Origin of the sequence: Nocardia sp. SSK8, from assembly GCF_037034205.1 — a bacterium.
Taxonomy (GTDB): domain Bacteria; phylum Actinomycetota; class Actinomycetes; order Mycobacteriales; family Mycobacteriaceae; genus Nocardia.
This window is the reverse complement of the sequence record NZ_JBAGKD010000008.1, coordinates 1-14,512: the sequence shown is the minus strand read 5'-3', so window position 1 is coordinate 14,512 and position 14,512 is coordinate 1. Positions and strand designations below refer to the sequence as shown.

Annotated in this window: 13 protein-coding genes; 4 read left to right on the top strand and 9 right to left on the bottom strand. The window is 70.0% G+C overall.

Features of this window, described 5'->3' with window-relative positions; translation table 11 throughout:
* Positions 1-82 precede the first annotated feature (82 nt).
* From WA675_RS16765 to arc, 5 genes are all read right to left on the bottom strand, one after another.
* Positions 83-1,267: a cytochrome P450 gene (locus WA675_RS16765; RefSeq protein ID WP_336085485.1), complete on the bottom strand. Its 1,185-nt coding sequence runs from the start codon at positions 1,265-1,267 to the stop codon at positions 83-85.
* Positions 1,268-1,301: 34 nt separating this feature from the next.
* The gene (locus tag WA675_RS16760; RefSeq protein ID WP_336085484.1) at positions 1,302-2,495 is read right to left on the bottom strand and encodes a cytochrome P450; all 1,194 of its coding nucleotides are present in this window, start codon (positions 2,493-2,495) and stop codon (positions 1,302-1,304) included.
* Complete coding sequence (locus tag WA675_RS16755; protein WP_336085483.1) at positions 2,492-5,809, bottom strand: amino acid adenylation domain-containing protein; 3,318 nt, start codon at positions 5,807-5,809, stop codon at positions 2,492-2,494. The genes WA675_RS16760 and WA675_RS16755 overlap by 4 nt, the downstream gene beginning before the upstream one ends.
* Positions 5,810-5,860: 51 nt before the next feature.
* Positions 5,861-6,343, bottom strand: a complete 483-nt coding sequence (locus WA675_RS16750) for a pyridoxamine 5'-phosphate oxidase family protein (protein WP_336085482.1) — start codon at positions 6,341-6,343, stop codon at positions 5,861-5,863.
* 186 nt (positions 6,344-6,529) lie between these two features.
* Complete coding sequence (gene arc / locus WA675_RS16745; protein ID WP_336085481.1) at positions 6,530-8,290, bottom strand: proteasome ATPase; 1,761 nt, start codon at positions 8,288-8,290, stop codon at positions 6,530-6,532.
* A 201-nt stretch (positions 8,291-8,491) separates the two neighbouring features.
* Here arc and WA675_RS16740 point away from each other — a divergent pair, with 201 nt between their 5' ends.
* Both WA675_RS16740 and WA675_RS16735 read left to right on the top strand, forming a co-directional pair.
* On the top strand, positions 8,492-9,022 hold the full coding sequence (locus tag WA675_RS16740; protein WP_336085480.1) for a hypothetical protein: 531 nt from the start codon (positions 8,492-8,494) through the stop codon (positions 9,020-9,022).
* A 137-nt stretch (positions 9,023-9,159) separates the two neighbouring features.
* Entirely contained in the window at positions 9,160-10,488 is a 1,329-nt protein-coding gene (locus WA675_RS16735; RefSeq protein WP_336085479.1) for an acyltransferase family protein, read from the top strand.
* Here the strand turns inward: WA675_RS16735 and WA675_RS16730 are convergent.
* Positions 10,451-11,284 carry a tRNA (adenine-N1)-methyltransferase gene (locus tag WA675_RS16730; RefSeq protein ID WP_336085478.1) on the bottom strand — a complete coding sequence of 278 codons (834 nt, stop codon included), beginning with the start codon at positions 11,282-11,284 and terminating at the stop codon, positions 10,451-10,453. The genes WA675_RS16735 and WA675_RS16730 overlap by 38 nt on opposite strands.
* Positions 11,285-11,417: 133 nt before the next feature.
* On the opposite strand from WA675_RS16730, the gene WA675_RS16725 reads away from it, so the two are divergent.
* Together WA675_RS16725 and WA675_RS16720 are read left to right on the top strand one after the other, a co-directional pair.
* Positions 11,418-12,323 (top strand): RecB family exonuclease, encoded by a 906-nt coding sequence (locus WA675_RS16725; RefSeq protein WP_336085477.1) that lies wholly within the window; start codon positions 11,418-11,420, stop codon positions 12,321-12,323.
* Between the two features lie 95 nt (positions 12,324-12,418).
* Positions 12,419-12,817, top strand: a complete 399-nt coding sequence (locus WA675_RS16720) for a nuclear transport factor 2 family protein (protein ID WP_336085476.1) — start codon at positions 12,419-12,421, stop codon at positions 12,815-12,817.
* Positions 12,818-12,834: 17 nt separating this feature from the next.
* On the opposite strand, the gene WA675_RS16715 is transcribed toward WA675_RS16720, so the two are convergent.
* The 3 genes from WA675_RS16715 to WA675_RS16705 form a co-directional block, all read right to left on the bottom strand.
* A complete protein-coding gene (locus WA675_RS16715; RefSeq protein WP_336085475.1) occupies positions 12,835-13,962 on the bottom strand; it encodes a YeiH family protein in 1,128 nt (375 codons plus the stop codon).
* Entirely contained in the window at positions 13,962-14,096 is a 135-nt protein-coding gene (locus tag WA675_RS16710; RefSeq protein ID WP_336085474.1) for a hypothetical protein, read from the bottom strand. Before WA675_RS16710 ends, WA675_RS16715 begins: the two co-directional genes overlap by 1 nt.
* Before the next feature lie 100 nt (positions 14,097-14,196).
* Positions 14,197-14,512: hypothetical protein (locus WA675_RS16705; protein WP_336085473.1), on the bottom strand; the 316-nt coding region annotated here is incomplete at its 5' end.

Sequence of the window (14,512 nt, the reverse complement as noted above, 5' to 3'; positions counted from 1 at the left end):
GACGCCATTGTTCGGACACCGACGACGAATTCCTCGATGCCCTTTATCGGCATCGAGATCGAATTTCCCCGCGTCGCCTAGGTCACCATTCGACGGGAATTCCCGCGGCCATGATCGCCATCCGGTTCGGCTGCCAGGGCACCTCGGCGACCGGCACGGCCAGGCGGATTCCCGGCAGCCGGTCGAGCAGAACGCCGAAGGCGATCGCGGCATTGCGGCGCACCAGGAGTGCCCCGGGGCAGTGGTGACGACCGTGACCGAATCGCAGATGGGGGTTCGGTGCGCGCAGCGGGTCGAAGTCGTCGGCGTCGGCGAAGACGGCCGGGTCGGCATTGACGGCGTCCAGCGACAGCAACACCAGATCACCCTGCGCGAGGTCCACCGAATGCAATCGCGTGTCCCGCGTGACATAGCGCGGAATGCCATTGCCCAGCACGACACTGCGGCGCAGCAATTCCTCCACGCAGCGCGGCATCAGCGCGGGCTCGGCCCTGACCTCGGCCATCGTGTCCGGGCGCTGGAGCAGGTTGAACGCGGCCACGCCGAGGAAACTCGCGAAATCCTCGTAGCCGCTGACGAACAGCACCGAGACGATATTCGACAGTTGCCGGTCGGTGAGCCGGTCCGGTCCGGTATTGCGATCGGCGAGCCGATCGGCCAGTCCCCGTGGCGCGCCGGGACGGCGGGTGGCCATGTGTTCGTGGAGGTAGTCGCGCAGCTGTTCCCAGTTGCGGGCCAGTTCGTCCGGGGAGTACGTCACCATGGTGAGGTCGGTGTCGGCTCGTTCGGCCAGCCACCGGTGGTCCTCGAACGGCAGCCCGAGCAACCGGCACAGGCACTGCGCGGCAACCCATTCCGCGAACCAGCGTTGCAGGTCACCCGGTGCCCCCGCCGCGATCAGGGCGGCCAATCCGTCCTCGGTGACCTCGGCGACCCAGCCGGTCGGGAGGTCGGGCAGGTCGCGGCCGAGGGCGTGGACGACCTCGTCGCGCAGTCCGGCCCGCCGCAGGTAGTTCATGACATCGAGTATTTCCGGGGCCAGGATCGGGACGTCCTGGGTCGGGCTGGTGACCTCGCCGAGCACCGAGCGCGCGAACGCCCGATCGCGCAGGACGTGTCTGGCCTGCTCGTAGCCGGTGATCAACCAGGCGTCGGTGCCGGAATTGGTGCCGACCCGCGCCACCGGGCACCGGCGCTGCAGGTCGAGGAGTTCCGGGGCGAGACGGTCGCCGTCGGTGCTGAACGGATAGCGCAGGGAGGTGGTCACGGGAGCCCTTCTCTCGGCGGACAGGTCGGTGCGGTCACCAGCGCACGGGCAGGCGCGCGGGGGCGCGCAGGGGTGTCGATTCGTCCCAGTCGATCGCGGCGGCGGGCACCGCGAGTTCGATGCCGGGCAGCCGTTCGAGGAGCACCTCGAGCACGATGGCCAGTTGCAGGCGGGTCAGGTGCCCGCCGGTGCACAGGTGTGGGCCGTGGCCGAAGGCGAGGTGCGGGTTGGGTGAGCGCGTCGGGTCGAAACGGTCGGGGTCGGTGAAGGCGGTGGGGTCGCGGTTGGCCGCGGCGGGCACCGGCACCACCGCGTCCCCGGCGCGAATCCGCGTGCCGTGCAGGGTGAAGTCCTCGGTGGCCACGAGAATATTGATGGCGTTCATGAGTGGCACGAACCGCAGCAGCTCGTCGACGGTGGTGCCGAGCGCGGCGGGGTTGTCGCGCAGCCAGGCCAGGGTGCCGGGGCGGGAGAGCAGGACCAGCAGGGCGTTGCCGGTGTGCTGCATGGTGGTCTTGTATCCGGCCATGAGCATGGTGACGACGAAGCTGACGACATCGTCGCGGGTCAACGCGCCACCGGGACAACCGCTTTCGGCGAGCAGTACCCCGAGCATTCCCTCGGCCCCGCGTTCCGCCCGGGTGATGAGCTCGTCGGCGTAGTCCTGCAGCGCGGACAGCGAGGCCAGGACCTCCTCCTGGGTGAGCCCGGCGGCGCCGAGCAGAGCGAGGGTGTGCGGCAGGTAGCGGTCCCGATCCGCCTCGGGCAGCCCGGTGACCTCGCACAGCACCCGCAGCGGCAGCGGTTCGACGTAGGCGGCGACCAGGTCGGCCGTGCGGTCCGGCGCGTCCGCGACCATGGTGTCGAGCAGGGTCTCGGCCATGGTGCGGATGCGCGGCCCGGCGAATTCCAGTGCGCGGCGGCCGAACAGCGGCAGGACCGCGCGGCGCACCCGCTCGTGGTGGTCGCCGGTCATCTCGAGGAAGGTCGGCAGGCACGGGGGTGCGGCGCCGGGGCGGGGTGGCCAGGCCGACAGCAGCGGCCGGGTCAGCCGGGGGTCGGCGAAGGCGGCGCGCGCGTCGTCGTACCGGCTGAGCAGCCACCCGGTCTCGCCATTGGGCAGCCGCACCCGGGCTACGGGCTCCTCGACACGCAGCCGGGCGTAGTCACCCGGCGGCCCCGCGGTGCCCGGCGCGACGGCGGGAACATCGATCACCCGCTCGCTCATCCGCGACTCCCCACCGGTGTGCGCAGATACCCGCAGGCCAGCAGATAACCGAGGTAGTGGTCGATGAGCGCGGAATCCACCGGCGGGCAGTGCAATCCGCTGTCCGCCAGCGCGGCCTCGATGTTGGCGCGGCCGAGCACCGGGAAGGTCTCCGCGAGAAACATCTCCTTGACCGACATGTCCGCGGTGCGGCTGCGATCGACGCACAGCGGCACGAACGGCGCGGTCGCGCTCGCCGGATGCTCGGCCACGTACCGCACCAGCTCGCCGACCCACTGCGCGTACGGCAGGGTGCGCACCGCGAAACCGGCCACCCGCATCCGGTCCAGTACGTCCGCGAGCAGCGCCGGGCGCGGATTGGTGAGGTGGTGTACCCGGCCCGCGCCCCGCTCACGCGTAGCGATGTGGACGACACATTCGGCGAGGTGGTCCACCGGCACGAAGTCCATCGGCAGCGCGATATCCGGGGCGAGCCCGGTCTCGGCGATGGTCTGGAACAGCGAGCACAGGGCGGTGTCGGTATTGCAGACCCCGGTCGCCCGGTCACCCATCACCTCGTAGGGCCGGTACACCGTCACCGGCAGTCCCTGCCGCGCCGCCTCCCGCAGGACACCCTCGGCGACCCATTTGCTCTCGGCGTATCCCATGGTGAGCCCGTCGGCGTGGGCCAGCGGCCGGTCCTCGGCGACCTCCCGGATCCCCGCCGCACCGAATCCGGCCAGCACGGCCACGGTCGACAGGAAATGCACCGGTACCCGCCGAGGCGCCGCGATCCGCACGATCTCCCTGGTCCCGTCCACATTAGCGGCCCGCAGGGCGGCGTACGGATAGACGAAGTTGACGTGCGCGGCGCTGTGGATCACCAGGTCGACGGTGTCGGCCAGCCGGTCCGCGTGCTCCGGCGCCAACCCGAGGCGAGGCTCGGTCAGCTCGCCCGGGAAGCACTCCACCCGCTGCCAGGCCGCCGGGTCGGGACGCAGCCCGTACCGCGCCAGCGCCGTACGCACCCGCTGTTCGGCGCGGGCCCGCCCGGTCGCGCGCACCGGGCAGTGGATGCGCGCGGAGGTCGACCGCAACAACCGGTCCAGCAGAAACGCCCCGACGAATCCCGATGCGCCGGTGAGCAAGACGTCCGCCGGGTCGGCCGGGCACGGTGCCGGTCCCCGCACCGGCGCGAAGTCGACACCGAGCACGATCTCCCGATCGAAGTCGACCTCCGGCACCGCCGCCCCACCCCCACCACCACGAACCTCGGCCACCGCCGCCACGAATCCATCGAGGGTCGGCGCGTCCAGCAATGCCCGAACCAGCCCGGAACCCAGCGCCGCGTCGAGATCCAGCACGGCAAGCGTCCGCGTGACCGCCTCGGCCGCGAGCAGCGAATCCCCACCGAGCGCGAAGAATTCATCACCGGGCCCCGGCCGTACCCGCAGCACCTGCCACCACACCTCGGCCACCACCGCACGCAACCCAGCCACTCCCCCCTCACCCACCGCGTCGCTCCCCACCGCCACACATTCGACCGCGCACCCCCCAGGAAACACCCCCTCCGCAGCACAGTCGGCGGCGACGCCCACGGAATGCACCTCCTCCCGCGCGCGATCACCGGCCGCATCTGCGGGACGCATCTCTTCCCCCGCGTAATCACCCGCCACACCTGCGGGAAATACCTCCTCCCCCGCGGAATCACCGGCCACACCCGCAGGAAGCACCTCCTCCCCCGCGCAATCACCGGCCACGCCAACAGGAAGCGCCTTCTTCTCTAGGTGATCGGCCGCGAGACGAGCAGAATGCGCCCCCTCCGCTTTCGGCAACCGCGACCGGTCGACCTTTCCACCACTCGTCACCGGTAGCTGCTCCAGCGGAATCAGCCGCGGAACAGCCTGGGGTGGTAGCCATTCCGCGCAGTACGCGCGCAGCAGCGGCACCGACAGGGCACGTCCCGGTGCCGCCGGGGTGATGTACGCGGCGAGCCCGGACTCCCCCGCCTCGACCACCGCTTCGCCGACTTCCGGGTGCAGGCGTAACCGTGCTTCCACCTCGTCGAGCTCGACCCGCACGCCCCGGACCTTCACCTGCCGGTCCAGCCGCCCGCGATACTCCAGCAGCCCCTCGGCCGTCCATCGCGCCCGATCACCGGTCCGATACAGCGGCCCGTCAGGTTCCAGCGCGGGCAGCCGGACGAACCGTTCGGCCGTCAGCCCGGGGTCACCGAGATAGCCCAGCGCCAGCCCATCACCGCCGACATACAGCTCCCCTTCCTCGCCGGGTGCCGCTGGCGACCCGTCGCTGCGCAGGACATGGCAGGTCGTGGCGCCGAAGGGGCGTCCGAGGGGGACCGGACCCGGGTGCCCGGGTTCGAGGACGTGCGCGGTGGAGACCACCGAATTCTCCGTCGGGCCGTAGAAGTTCACGACGGTCGTGCCGGGACAGGCGGCCTGTACCGCACCGGCCAGCAGCGGGTCCATCGCCTCCCCGCCCGCCGAGACCAGCCGCAGCCCGGCCACCGTCTCGGGCCGGGTGCGGGCGAGCAGATGGAACACGCTCGTGGTCAGGTATGCGATCGTCACCCCGCCGTCGGCGAGGACCCGCGCCAGCGCGGCCGGGGCGAGCAGGTCGGCCCGGTCCACCAGGACCAGGCTCGCGCCGGTGAGCAGCGCACCCCAGATCTCGATGGTGGAGGCATCCGAGGACAGCCCGTAGGCGTGCAGGATCCGGTCGCCCGGCCCCGGCCGGGGCACCCGCTCGTCGGCGAGGACCAGCCGCACCACACCCCGATGCGGGACGACCACCGGTTTGGGCCTGCCGGTGGTGCCCGAGGTGAACACCACAAAGGCGGGATCAGTGGCCGACGCGGCGGGCGCGGCGGATTCCGGTGCCGCGGCGGCGGATTCGTCGTCCAGCGCGAGCGTGCGCACCCCGCGCACCGGCCGCGAGCTGCCCGGCAGCCCGACGGCCAGGCGCAGCCCCGCGTCCTCGGCCATCGCCCGGCGCCGCGCGGGTGGCAGTTCCTCGTCGAGCGGCACATAGGCACAGCCCGCGCCGAGAATGCCGAGCACGGCCACCAGCGCCTCCAGCGAACGGCCCCCGCACACCCCGATCGGCTCACCGGGCTCCACACCCCGGGCGAGCAGACGGGCCGTGAGTGCCTGCGCGCGCCCGGCGAGTTCGCCGTAGGTGAGGGCGCGGTCGTGGTGGCGGGCCGCGAGGGCATCCGGCCGGGCGGCGGCCTGCGCCAGGAACAGCGCCGGGAGGGTGGCGTCGCGGGGATAGGCGGAGCCCGCGTCGACGGGCAGGGTCGAGACAGACGTCATGGGCACCAAGCACTTCTCCGTTCGTGCGGCGGCTACTCGGTGTGTACGAGATCAGGCGAGATGCTCGTCGCGCCCCGCGACAGTGCCCGCCTCGGCGAAATCGGCCGCGAAGGCCGCGAAATCGGCGGTGCGCCAGAGCTCGGGGCGCAGATGGACGACGATGTCGTCGGTGAGCTGGGCGGCGGTCGCCACCAGATAGGCACCGGCCTCGGCCGCGCCCAGATAACGTTCGGCCAGCGCGGCGCGCACGGCCGGGTCGACCGGATCGTCGACGGCCGTGACCGTCCCCGCGACACTGACATACCGGTACGGCCGCCGTTCGTCCTGCACGCAGAGACTGAATCGCCCACTGACACGCAGCAATTCGGCCTTGAGCGTATGTCGGCCCGTTTGGACGACGATCTCGCCGCCGGGTTCGTAGCCGTACCAGACCGGCACCGTCACCGGTGCGCGATCACCACCCCGGAGATCGGTGACAGCCAGGACACCGATCCGAGGGGCGGCGAGGAAGCGTTCTCGATCCTCACGAGACATGGCGAGCAGCATGGCGCGGCACTCCTGTCGTGCGGTATGTCGAACAGCGAATCAACAGTTGCCGGGAATCGACACTAGCAGCGACTTCCGGCCGCGCCGGGGTCCGACTCGGCCGAAAGCGAAAAAACCGGCAAAAAAGAAAAAGGCCGCGTTCCCGGCGAGGGAACGCGGCCTTTCGTAGCGCTGCTACAGGTACTGACCCGTATTCGACTCGGTGTCGATCGCCCGGCTGGCCGAGGCGTTCTTGCCCGTGACCAGGGTGCGGATGTAGACGATCCGCTCGCCCTTCTTGCCGGAGATCCGCGCCCAGTCGTCGGGGTTGGTGGTGTTGGGCAGGTCCTCGTTCTCGGCGAACTCGTCGACGATCGAGTCGAACAGGTGCTGGATGCGCAGACCGGGATTGCCCGTGTCGAGCACCGACTTGATCGCGTACTTCTTGGCCCGGTCCACGATGTTCTGGATCATCGCGCCGGAGTTGAAGTCCTTGAAGTACAGGACCTCCTTGTCACCATTGGCGTAGGTGACCTCCAGAAACCGGTTGTCATCGCTCTCGGCGTACATCCGGTCGACGACCTTCTCGATCATCGCGTCCACGCACGCGGCCTTGTCGCCGTCGAACTCCTGGACGTCGTCGACGTGCAGCGGCAGCGTCTCGGTGAGGTACTTGGAGAAGATGTCCTGCGCCGACTCCGCGTCCGGCCGCTCGATCTTGATCTTCACGTCCAGGCGGCCGGGCCGCAGGATCGCGGGGTCGATCATGTCCTCGCGGTTGGAGGCGCCGATCACGATGACGTTCTCCAGGCCCTCGACGCCGTCGATCTCCGAGAGCAGCTGCGGCACCACGGTGGTCTCCACATCGGAGGAGACACCCGAACCGCGGGTGCGGAAGATCGAGTCCATCTCGTCGAAGAACACGATCACCGGGGTGCCCTCGGAGGCCTTCTCACGGGCCCGCTGGAAGATGATCCGGATGTGGCGCTCGGTCTCACCGACGAACTTGTTGAGCAGCTCGGGGCCCTTGATGTTGAGGAAGAAGGACTTGGCCTCCTTGGCGTCCTCGCCGCGGGCTTCGGCGATCTTCTTGGCCAGCGAATTGGCGACGGCCTTGGCGATCAGGGTCTTACCGCAGCCGGGCGGACCGTAGAGCAGCACACCCTTGGGCGGGCGCAGCGCGTACTCGCGGAACAGATCCTTGTGCAGGAACGGCAGTTCCACCGCGTCGCGGATCTGCTCGATCTGCCTGCCGAGGCCACCGATGTCGGTGTAGTCGACGTCGGGAACCTCTTCCAGCACAAGGTCTTCCACCTCGGCCTTGGGCACCCGCTCGAAGGCGAAGCCCGCCTTGGTGTCGACCAGCAGCGAATCACCCGGGCGCAGTTTGCGAATCGGGGAATCGGGGTCGTCCATGTCGTCGTACTCGGCGATCTTGGACAGCGGGCCGGACAGCCACACCACGCGCTCCTCGTCGGCGTGGCCGACCACCAGCGCGCGGCGGCCGTCGTCGAGAATCTCACGCAGCGTGCCGATTTCGCCGATGGCGTCGAAATTGCCCGCCTCGACCACGGTGAGTGCCTCGTTGAGGCGCACGGTCTGGCCGTATTCGAGGGTGGCGACGTCGATATTGGGCGAGCAGGTCAGGCGCATCTTGCGACCGGAGGTGAAGACGTCGACGGTCTGATCCTCGTAGGTGTGGATGACGATGCCGTAGCCGCTGGGCGGCTGACCGAGGCGATCGACTTCCTCACGCAGGGCGATCAGCTGCTGACGCGCTTCCTTGAGCGTGTCCATCAACTTGCCGTTGCGGATGGTCAGCGAATCGATCCGTGCTTCCAATTCGCGTGCGCGATCCGGCGAGTCGGCGAGTTGCCTGCGGAGAGCAGCCGCCTCGGCGCGTACCGCCTCGAGCTCTCGCCAGGCCGCCGAATCCGAATTCTCGTTGGGGCTCATGATGCTGCTCCTCCCAGTCCCGGTCTTTCAACGCTACCGGGCGCGGTCCGTTCTCGCTTTCCGACATGGTTTCGTCGTGATCACATCTTGTACGGTGACGACCCTATCCGCCCCCGTCGGCCCGCGTGTTAGGCTCCCCTAACACCCCGCTGCGGGGCACCCGGCGAACGCACTCGCCATCGAGCCGAAAGGTTGCTGAGCATGCTCCTTCCTACCCGCACAGTCCGTGTCACCGTCGCTACCGCTGCTGCGGCACTCGCCGTGACCGTCGGGCTGACCGGTTGCGGCGACTCCGATGATTCCTCGACGAAGGCCACCAGCAGCAGTACCAGTATCGCGGCCGCTCCGTCCAGCGATTCGGCAACTCCGGCCCCCTCCGGCGAGAACGCGGGCGCCCCCACCGCCGAGACGCTGAAGCAGACACTGGTGCAGTTCGGCGATCCGGCCGTGTCCACCGACGACAAGGCGAAACTGATCGTCAACGGCGAGGCCCGTAAGGCCAATATCGACCAGATGAACGGCATGCTCGGCGGCTACACCCTCACCTTCGCCGTCGACAACGTCGTGACCAGCGGAAACACCGCGACCGCGGACGTGACCATCACCTCCCCGCACGGCACCGCGCCCGCCTTCCCGGTCACCTGGGAGCAGGTCGACGGCACCTGGAAGATCTCCGACACCAGCGGCTGCCTGCTGCTCGGCTTCGCCCAGGCCCCCTGCGCGCCCGCCTGAGCCTTCCGTTCGCCGCCCCGGGTCGATGGCACCGGCCCGGGGTTTTTCACGCCCAGCGCACCCTGGACGACCCCCTACCGCCCAGCTGAGTAGTTCTGCGCTGTGCGCGGGGCGCGCACTCTGCGATCGTCGGTGGCATGAACGTGTTTCCCGGTGTCGCGACTGTCGCGGCGCACACTCCGGCCGATCGGGACCGGTTCCTGGATCTGGTGCGGTTGTCCTCGCTGCTGGTGGTCGTCGCCGGGCACTGCCTGATGCTCACGGTGGTGCTCACCGGCGAACGGGTGGAGTTCGGCAACGTGCTCGCCGATCTGCCCGCGTTGCAGGCGCTGACCTGGGTGTTGCAGGTGCTGCCGCTGTTCTTCTTCGCCGGGGTGGCGGCCGGGGCGCGCGGAATCGGGCCGGGCACGTCGTGGGGCGGCTGGCTGTTCCGGCGCACCCAGCGGCTGGTGCGGCCGCTGGGCTATTTCCTGGTGGCCTCGGCGGTGCTGGTGACGGTGGCGCAGCGAATGCTCGCGCCCGGCTGGCAGCGGCCGCTGGCGGTCACCAGCGTCCAGCTGCTCTGGTTTCTCGGGGTGTATCTGGTGGTGCTGGCGTGTACCCCGGCGCTGGCGGCGGTAATCACGACCGGTCGCCGGATGTTTGCCACTGTCGCCGGGCTCGCGGTGCTCGCGGCGGTGGTGGATGTGGTGCGGTTCACCGGCGGGCCCGCCGAGCTCGGGTATGTGAATTTCGTCGTCTGGCTGATCCCGGCGGTGCTCGGCATCGGCTATCTGCGCGGACTGCTGACGCGACGGGCCGCGGCGGTGCTCGCCGGGGTGGTGCTGGGCGCCGATCTGCTGTTGGTCGCGGTGGGTCCCTACGAGCTGAGCCTGGTCACCGTGCCGGGGCAGCGGCTGTCGAATCTGGCGCCGCCGTCACTGCTGCTGGCCGGGCACACGGTGGTGCTGTGCTGCGCGGCGGTGGCCGCGGCGCCGTGGCTGCGTCGGCTGGCCGAGCGGCCGCGGGTGTGGTGGGTGACGGTGATCGGCAATACCGGCGCCATGACGCTGTATCTGTGGCACATGCCGGTCCTGCTCACCGTGCTGGTCCTCGGGCACGCGGCCGGGCTGCACCGCACCCATCCCGGTCAGCCGGGATTCTGGCTGCTCACCGTCGCGCAACTGGTGCTGACGGCCGCGGGCACCGCGCTGCTGTTCCTGGCGCTGCGCGGCCTGGAGAACACCCCGCTGCGCTGGTGGGACGACACCGTCGCGCCGGTGCGCGGCGCGTACTCCGCGGCGACCGTGCTCGCGGTGAGCGCGGCCGGATGCGCGCTGCTGCAGGCCACCCGTTTCGGGATCACCGCCGAGGGCGCCCGCTGGCTGGCCTGCGCGGCGCTCGGCCTGCTGGTCGCGCGCGTGCTCACCCGCGCGCGACCGGCCGGGCTCAGCCCTTCGAGGGACGGCGCTGCGGCTTCGGCGTGACCGTGCCCTCGGCCAGCCTGCGCGCGCTCACCAGGAACGCCGTGTGGCCCTGCATGCGGTGTTCCGGGCGCACGGCCAGGCCGACCACGTGCCAGCCGCGCACCATCGACTCCCACGAGCGCGGCTCGGTCCAGCACTCCTGTTCGCGCAGCGCCTCGACCACCTTGGACAGCTGGGTGACGGTGGCCACGTAGACGATCAGCACGCCACCGGGCACCAGCGCCTTGGACACCGCGGGCAGCGCGTCCCAGGGCGCCAGCATGTCCAGCACCACCCGGTCGACCTGCGGGCCCTCGTACTGGGCCACGTCGGCCACGGTCAGTGACCAGTTGTCCGGGCGCCCGCCGAAGAAGGTCTCCACATTGCGCACGGCGTGCTCGGCGTGGTCGTCGCGGATCTCGTAGGAGATCACCTCGCCATCGGGGCCGACCGCGCGCAGCAGCGAGCAGGTCAGCGCGCCCGATCCCGCACCGGCCTCGAGCACCCGGGCACCGGGGAACACATCGCCCTCGTGCACGATCTGGGCGGCGTCCTTGGGGTAGATCACGGCGGCACCGCGCGGCATCGACAGCACGTAGTCGACGAGCAGTGGGCGCAGCGCCAGGTAGGGCGTGCCGTTGGTGGACTTCACGACGGTGCCCTCGTCGGTGCCGATGAGGTCGTCGTGTTTGATGCCACCCCGGTGGGTATGGAATTCCTTACCCTCCTCCAGCAGCACCGTGTAGAGGCGCCCCTTGGCATCGGTCAGCTGCACCCGGTCCCCGATGGTGAATGGACCGGTTCGTCTGGCCGTCATGGATCTCCGTTCTCTCGGACAGGAAACCTCCAGCCTGCCAGGCCCGCGCGAACCCCCGCCGCACGGGGTGAGGTGCGACCGGTGTGGCGCGAGGCGGCGTTCGGTGTCGGTGGGTGCCGATACCCTGCGCTGTATGTCAGCACCGGTGCCCGTGTCCCTGTCCGGCGACCCCGTCGTCGCGTCGTCCCCGCGGTCGCGTCCGGCGCTGTCCCCTTCGCGGGCAGCCGATTTCAAGCAGTGCCCGCTGAAATACCGGCTGCGGGCGATCGATCGGGTCCCGGAGCCGCCGTCGCGGGCCGCGGTGCGCGGCACGGTCGTGCACGCGGTACTCGAGGACCTGTTCGGCTTACCGGCCGGGCAACGGCATCCGGAGCAGGCGGCCGCCCTGGTCCCCGATGCCTGGGAACGGGTGCGGGCCGGGCGCGAAGGGCTCGACGAACTGGTGGCCGAGGGCGGACCCGAGGCATTGTTCGCGGAGGTGCGTCGGCTCGTCGCGGGCTACTACGAGCTGGAGGATCCGCGCCGGTTCGAGCCCGAGTCGCTCGAGGAGCGCGTCGAGGTGGATCTCGACGGTGATGTGCCGCTGCGCGGTTTCGTCGACCGGATCGATGTGGCCCCCAGCGGGCTGCTGCGGGTGGTCGACTACAAGACCGGCCGCTCCCCCGGTCCGCTGCACGAGGCCCGCGCACTGTTCCAGCTCAAGTTCTACGCGCTGGTCATCCTGCGCACCCGCGGCATCGTGCCCGCGCAGCTGCGCCTGATCTACCTGGCCGACAAGATCGTGCTCACCTACGCCCCCGACCGCGAGGAGCTCGACCGTTTCGAGCGCATCCTCGTCGCGCTCTGGCGGGCCATTCTCGACGCGGGCCGCACCGGCGATTTCCCCGCGCAGCGCAACGCGCTGTGCAAGTTCTGCGACTTCAAGCCGCTGTGCCCGGAGTTCGGTGGCACGCCGCCGCCGTATCCGGGCTGGCCCCAGCGGGATTCGGCCGCCACCGAGCCGGTCGTGCCCGAGGTGCGGCCCGCCGAGGACGTCTGAGGCTTCGTTCCCCGGCCGGATTCCTTCCCGGACCGCCCCGAATCGGGTTAGGCTGCCGGTACCCCTATGCAACTAGTTGAATATGAGGTGAGCTGATGCATCCTTTCCGCGCTGCCGTCGAAGCCCGCGACGAGGCCGCCATCGAGGCCCTGCTGGCCGAGGACGTGGTCTTCACCAGTCCGGTCGCCTTCCAGCCCTATCCGGGCAAGCCGATCACCGCGGCCATCCTGCGCGCGGTGATCCGGGTATTCGAGGACTTCCGCTATGTGCGCGAGATCGGCGAGGGCAGCGATCACGCGCTGCTGTTCGAGGCGACCGTGGACGGCAAGCAGCTCAGTGGCTGCGATTTCGTGCACCTGGACGAGAACGGCAAGATCGACGAGCTCACCGTGATGGTGCGTCCGCTCTCGGCCGCGACGGCGCTGGCCGCGCGGATGGGCGAGCAGTTCGAGCGCATCAAGGCCGAGGCGATCGCGGGCAGCCAGGGTTCCTGACCGCCCGCGGGGCCCGATCACACGGTGAAGTCGTGGAACAACAGCACCGAGAGTCCCAGGCCCAGCACCAGATTCACCACGGCGGCCGAGCCGAACACCACGATCGGCCGCCAGCCCGCCTCGCGGAGGCCGCGCGCCGAGAACTCCAGGCCGATGGACACGAAGGCCAGGATCAGGAACCAGGTGCGCAGATCGTTGACTACGGCGATGTGCGCGGCGCCGGTCGCCTTGTCGACGGACTGCAGATACAGCGTGCCGATGATCGAGGCGGCCAGGAACCCGAGCACGAATTTCGGGAACCGGACCCAGAATTCGCCGAGGCGAGGCCGGGCCGCGCCCGGTGTGCGTTCCACCCGGAAGGCGAACCAGGCGGTCAGCGCGATGGCGACGATCCCGATGAGCGCGTTCTGGGTGGTCTTGACGATGGTCGCGATCTTGAGCGAGTCCTCACCGGTCAGCGCGCCCGCCGCCGCGACGGCCGCGGTGGTGTCGATATTGCCGCCGATCCAGGCGCCCGCGACCGCGTCGGAGAGCCCGAACACGTCGGCCAGCCAGGGCAGCAGGAAGATCGAGGGCAGCGCGAAGATGATCACCAGCGAGGCCGCGTAGGCGATCTGCTCGCGCCGGGCCTGCACGGCGCCCGCGGCCGCGATGGCCGCGCTCACCCCGCAGATCGACACCGCCGAGGACAGCAGCGCCCGCAGCTTGTCGTCGAGACCGAGCAGGCCACCGAACCACCAGGTGAACCCGAACACCAGGGTGATCAGCGCCAGAGCCTGCACGATCGCCGGGGCCGCCGCGGTGACCAGGATCTTCAGGTTGATCGATGCTCCCAGCAGCACCACCCCGGTCTTGATGAAGAACTCGGTGCGGAACCCCGCCGAGAGCCGTTCGCGCAGGCCCAGTTTGGCGAGGACCACATTGCCCGCGAGACCGATCGCGATCGCGTATACCGGGTACTCGACCGTTTTCGCCACCCGCTGGAAGGGCGTGTCCACCGCCCACTGCGGGACCTGGGTGTCGAAGATCCTGGTCAGCGCGCCGAGGGCGAGCACGATCAGGAGGCCCGACACGATATCGGTGGCGGTGGGCCGCGGGTTGGCCTGCACGGCGGCGGTTTCGGACGTGGTCTTCGGCTCGCTCATCACGGCACCAGCCAGTCCGGGATGGCCCCGGTCAGGACGAGCGCGAGCAGTGCCAGCCCGACGATCGTCGCCAGCCAGTCCTCGTTCCACGTGAATGTGCTGCCCGGCCGCGGCTCGGGTTGTGTCTGGGACACGGCGACTCCTTGCTGTTCCTCATCGAGAAACGCAAGGTAGCAACGGGTTTCCCCGAACACACGGATTGCATTCACCCTGAACCGATCTCCCCGGCACCGTTCACCGCCCTTCCACCACCACCTTCGCCCCCGGCGCCTTGGCGCCGTCCTTCATGCCCAGACCCTTGGCCGGAGCAGCCTCAGCCGCAGGCGCCTTCGCACCCGGCGCCTTGGCAGCACCCTTCATACCCAGGCCACCACCGGGCGCCTTCGCAGCACCCTTCATACCCAAACCACCACCGGTCGGCGCGGCCTTCGGCGCAGCCTCAGCGGCCTCGGCCACCTCCGCGACGGGCTCGGGTTCGGGTTCCGGCTCGGGTTCGGCCTTCGGTTCCTGGACCACGACCAGGTTCGCCGACAACTCCGAGGCATCCACC